This is a genomic window from Micromonospora sp. RHAY321 (assembly GCF_023896955.1).
Lineage (GTDB): Bacteria > Actinomycetota > Actinomycetes > Mycobacteriales > Micromonosporaceae > Micromonospora.
In genome coordinates this window covers 1-5,262 of sequence record NZ_JAMHIW010000037.1, presented here as the reverse complement: position 1 = coordinate 5,262, position 5,262 = coordinate 1, and the positions used below count along the sequence as shown (strand labels likewise).

Here is a 5,262-nt window from a genome sequence, read left to right as displayed (position 1 = left end):
AAGATTGTCCGGCGGTGTCCTACTCTCCCACACCCTCACGAGTGCAGTACCATCGGCGCTGGAGGGCTTAGCTTCCGGGTTCGGAATGTGACCGGGCGTTTCCCCTCCGCCATGACCGCCGTAACTCTATCGACATATCAAACAACACCAACAATGTGGTCTGTTGTTCGTTTATCGAGAGTTGCACAGTGGACGCGTAGCAGCTTAGTAGTCAAGTCCTCGGCCTATTAGTACCGGTCAACTGAACCCGTTACCGGGCTTACATTTCCGGCCTATCAACCCAGTCGTCTAGCTGGGGGCCTTACCCCACAAAGTGGGTGGGATACCTCATCTTGAAGCAGGCTTCCCGCTTAGATGCTTTCAGCGGTTATCCCTTCCGAACGTAGCTAACCAGCCGTGCCCTTGGCAGGACAACTGGCACACCAGAGGTTCGTCCGTCCCGGTCCTCTCGTACTAGGGACAGCCCTTCTCAAGTATCCTACGCGCACGGCGGATAGGGACCGAACTGTCTCACGACGTTCTAAACCCAGCTCGCGTACCGCTTTAATGGGCGAACAGCCCAACCCTTGGGACCTGCTACAGCCCCAGGATGCGACGAGCCGACATCGAGGTGCCAAACCATCCCGTCGATATGGACTCTTGGGGAAGATCAGCCTGTTATCCCCGGGGTACCTTTTATCCGTTGAGCGACACCGCTTCCACTCGCAAGTGCCGGATCACTAGTCCCGACTTTCGTCCCTGCTCGACCTGTCAGTCTCACAGTCAAGCTCCCTTGTGTACTTGCACTCAACACCTGATTGCCAACCAGGCTGAGGGAACCTTTGGGCGCCTCCGTTACCTTTTAGGAGGCAACCGCCCCAGTTAAACTACCCACCAGACACTGTCCCTGAACCGGATAACGGTCCGAAGTTAGATACCCAAATCAACCAGAGTGGTATTTCAAGATTGCCTCCACCCATACTGGCGTATGGACTTCACCGGCTCCCACCTATCCTACACAAGCTAATTCGAGTACCAATGTCAAGCTATAGTAAAGGTCCCGGGGTCTTTCCGTCCTGCCGCGCGTAACGAGCATCTTTACTCGTACTGCAATTTCGCCGGGCCTGTGGTTGAGACAGTGGGGAAGTCGTTACGCCATTCGTGCAGGTCGGAACTTACCCGACAAGGAATTTCGCTACCTTAGGATGGTTATAGTTACCACCGCCGTTTACTGGCGCTTAAGTTCTCCGCTTCGCCCCGAAGAGCTAACAGGTCCCCTTAACGTTCCAGCACCGGGCAGGCGTCAGTCCATATACATCGAATTACTTCTTCGCATGGACCTGTGTTTTTAGTAAACAGTCGCTTCCCCCTGCTCTCTGCGGCCATACAACGCTCCACCCGCGCGGGGCTTCACGTCTCCGGCCCCCCTTCTCCCTAAGTTACGGGGGCAATTTGCCGAGTTCCTTAACCACAGTTCGCCCGATCGCCTCGGTATTCTCTACCTGACCACCTGTGTCGGTTTGGGGTACGGGCCGCTAAGAACTCGCTAGAGGCTTTTCTCGGCAGCATAGGATCACTGACTTCACCTGAATCGGCTCGGCATCACGTCTCAGCCCTAGTGTGTTGCGGATTTGCCTACAACACGGCCTACACGCTTACCCCGGCACAACCACCGGCCGGGCTCAGCTACCTTCCTGCGTCACCCCATCGCTTGACTACTACCCGTCAGGTTCCCACGCTCCCCAGCATCAGCCCGAAGGCATCAGCTGGTTTGGGTGGTTAGCACAACGAGGTTCGTCAGGGACGCTCTTTCGCGGGTACGGGAATATCAACCCGTTGTCCATCGACTACGCCTCTCGGCCTCGCCTTAGGTCCCGACTCACCCAGGGCGGATTAGCCTGGCCCTGGAACCCTTGGTCATCCGGCGGAAGGGTTTCTCACCCTTCTTTCGCTACTCATGCCTGCATTCTCACTCGTGCCGCGTCCACAACTGGGTCACCCCGCTGCTTCACTCGCGGCACGACGCTCCCCTACCCATCCACACACCTGCACAAGGAATCAAGTCCAAGCGAGGTTAAAATGTGAATGCCACAGCTTCGGCGGTGTGCTTGAGCCCCGCTACATTGTCGGCGCGGAACCACTTGACCAGTGAGCTATTACGCACTCTTTAAAGGGTGGCTGCTTCTAAGCCAACCTCCTGGTTGTCTATGCGACCCCACATCCTTTTCCACTTAGCACACGCTTAGGGGCCTTAGCTGGTGATCTGGGCTGTTTCCCTCTCGACTACGAAGCTTATCCCCCGCAGTCTCACTGCCGCGCTCTCACTTACCGGCATTCGGAGTTTGGCTGATTTCGGTAAGCTTGTGGGCCCCCTAGACCATCCAGTGCTCTACCTCCGGCAAGAAACACGCGACGCTGCACCTAAATGCATTTCGGGGAGAACCAGCTATCACGGAGTTTGATTGGCCTTTCACCCCTAACCACAGGTCATCCCCCAATTTTTCAACATTGGTGGGTTCGGCCCTCCACGCGGTCTTACCCGCGCTTCAGCCTGCCCATGGCTAGATCACTCCGCTTCGGGTCTAGGACACGCGACTGAATCGCCCTATTCAGACTCGCTTTCGCTACGGCTCCCCCACACGGGTTAACCTCGCCACATGCCACTAACTCGCAGGCTCATTCTTCAAAAGGCACGCCGTCACCCCGCAAGGCTCCGACGGATTGTAGGCGAACGGTTTCAGGTACTATTTCACTCCCCTCCCGGGGTACTTTTCACCATTCCCTCACGGTACTCGTCCGCTATCGGTCACCAGGAAGTATTTAGGCTTACCAGGTGGTCCTGGCAGATTCACGGCAGATTTCAGGGGTCCGCCGCTACTCGGGAACACCCACAGAAGGTCAGCAACTTTCACCTACCGGACTCTCACCGTCTACGGTCAGCCATTCCAGACTGTTCGACTAGCCACTGACTTTGTAACTTCTCGAACAAGTGTCAGCTTGTTCAGCAGGGTCCCACAACCCCAACCACGCAACCCCTGACAGGTATCACACGCAGCCGGTTTAGCCTCGATCCGCTTTCGCTCGCCACTACTCACGGAATCACTAAATTGTTTTCTCTTCCTACGGGTACTGAGATGTTTCACTTCCCCGCGTTCCCTCCACACACCCTATGTGTTCAGGTGTGGGTGACACCACATGACTGGTGCCAGGTTTCCCCATTCGGACACCCTGGGATCACAGCTTGGTTGACAGCTCCCCCAGGCCTATCGCGGCCTCCCACGTCCTTCATCGGCTCCTGGTGCCAAGGCATTCACCGTTCGCCCTTGACAACTTGACCACAAAGATGCTCGCGTCCACTGTGCAATTCTCAACAAACGACCAACCCACAACCCAACAGCCCCACACCAGCACCACCACAGTGATCGGTATGCGAGGCCAGGCCATGCCTGGCAACCTCACGAACCCACAGGCTCGCTACGGCTCCGAAAGAAACAACCACCGGTTGTTCTTTCAGGACCCAACAGGGTGCTCTCCATTCACCTCCAGCCGCACCAGGACTTCATTCCCACCACCGAAGTGGCTGTACTAGAAGGATCCCGGCCGTTGCCAGAGCCAAACTCACCAGTGTCTCCGCCATCTGAGCACCCCGCCACCACGATCGGGCAGCGCGGGCTCCTTACCGACTTTCGTCGGAAGGTGCTCCTTAGAAAGGAGGTGATCCAGCCGCACCTTCCGGTACGGCTACCTTGTTACGACTTCGTCCCAATCGCCAGCCCCACCTTCGACGGCTCCCTCCCACAAGGGGTTGGGCCACCGGCTTCGGGTGTTGCCGACTTTCGTGACGTGACGGGCGGTGTGTACAAGGCCCGGGAACGTATTCACCGCAGCGTTGCTGATCTGCGATTACTAGCGACTCCGACTTCACGGGGTCGAGTTGCAGACCCCGATCCGAACTGAGACCGGCTTTTTGGGATTCGCTCCACCTCACGGTATCGCAGCCCATTGTACCGGCCATTGTAGCATGCGTGAAGCCCTGGACATAAGGGGCATGATGACTTGACGTCATCCCCACCTTCCTCCGAGTTGACCCCGGCAGTCTTCGATGAGTCCCCGCCATAACGCGCTGGCAACATCGAACGAGGGTTGCGCTCGTTGCGGGACTTAACCCAACATCTCACGACACGAGCTGACGACAGCCATGCACCACCTGTGACCGCCCCCGAAGGACCTCACATCTCTGCGAGTTTTGCGGCCATGTCAAACCCAGGTAAGGTTCTTCGCGTTGCATCGAATTAATCCGCATGCTCCGCCGCTTGTGCGGGCCCCCGTCAATTCCTTTGAGTTTTAGCCTTGCGGCCGTACTCCCCAGGCGGGGCGCTTAATGCGTTAGCTGCGGCACAGGGAACCGGAGAGGCCCCCCACACCTAGCGCCCAACGTTTACAGCGTGGACTACCAGGGTATCTAATCCTGTTCGCTCCCCACGCTTTCGCTCCTCAGCGTCAGTATCGGCCCAGAGACCCGCCTTCGCCACCGGTGTTCCTCCTGATATCTGCGCATTTCACCGCTACACCAGGAATTCCAGTCTCCCCTACCGAACTCTAGCCTGCCCGTATCGACTGCAGGCCCGCGGTTGAGCCGCGGGTTTTCACAGTCGACGCGACAAGCCGCCTACGAGCTCTTTACGCCCAATAAATCCGGACAACGCTCGCACCCTACGTCTTACCGCGGCTGCTGGCACGTAGTTGGCCGGTGCTTCTTCTGCAGGTACCGTCACTCTCGCTTCGTCCCTGCTGAAAGAGGTTTACAACCCGAAGGCCGTCATCCCTCACGCGGCGTCGCTGCATCAGGCTTCCGCCCATTGTGCAATATTCCCCACTGCTGCCTCCCGTAGGAGTCTGGGCCGTGTCTCAGTCCCAGTGTGGCCGGTCGCCCTCTCAGGCCGGCTACCCGTCGTCGCCTTGGTAGGCCATTACCCCACCAACAAGCTGATAGGCCGCGAGCCCATCCCAAGCCGAAAAACTTTCCACCCCCAGCCATGCGGCCAGAAGTCATATTCGGTATTAGCCCCCGTTTCCGAGGGTTATCCCAAAGCCTGGGGCAGGTTGCTCACGTGTTACTCACCCGTTCGCCGCTCGAGTACCCCGAAGGGCCTTTCCGCTCGACTTGCATGTGTTAAGCACGCCGCCAGCGTTCGTCCTGAGCCAGGATCAAACTCTCCAACAAAAATTTGTCGAACAGCATCCTGACAACAAACAACATGTTGCCAAAGGAATCCCAACCAG

Annotated in this window: 3 rRNA genes; all 3 read right to left on the bottom strand. The window is 57.5% G+C overall.

What is annotated here, in order from left to right:
* Positions 1-6: 6 nt before the first annotated feature.
* The 3 genes from rrf to M8C17_RS31655 all read right to left on the bottom strand — a co-directional run bounded on the left by rrf (position 7) and on the right by M8C17_RS31655 (position 5,203).
* A 5S ribosomal RNA gene (rrf, locus tag M8C17_RS31665) occupies positions 7-123 on the bottom strand.
* 84 nt (positions 124-207) lie between these two features.
* Positions 208-3,316, bottom strand: a 23S ribosomal RNA gene (locus M8C17_RS31660).
* A gap of 370 nt (positions 3,317-3,686) precedes the next feature.
* Positions 3,687-5,203: ribosomal RNA gene (locus tag M8C17_RS31655) — 16S ribosomal RNA — on the bottom strand.
* Together the 16S, 23S and 5S rRNA genes form the textbook arrangement of a ribosomal RNA operon.
* Positions 5,204-5,262 lie beyond the last annotated feature (59 nt).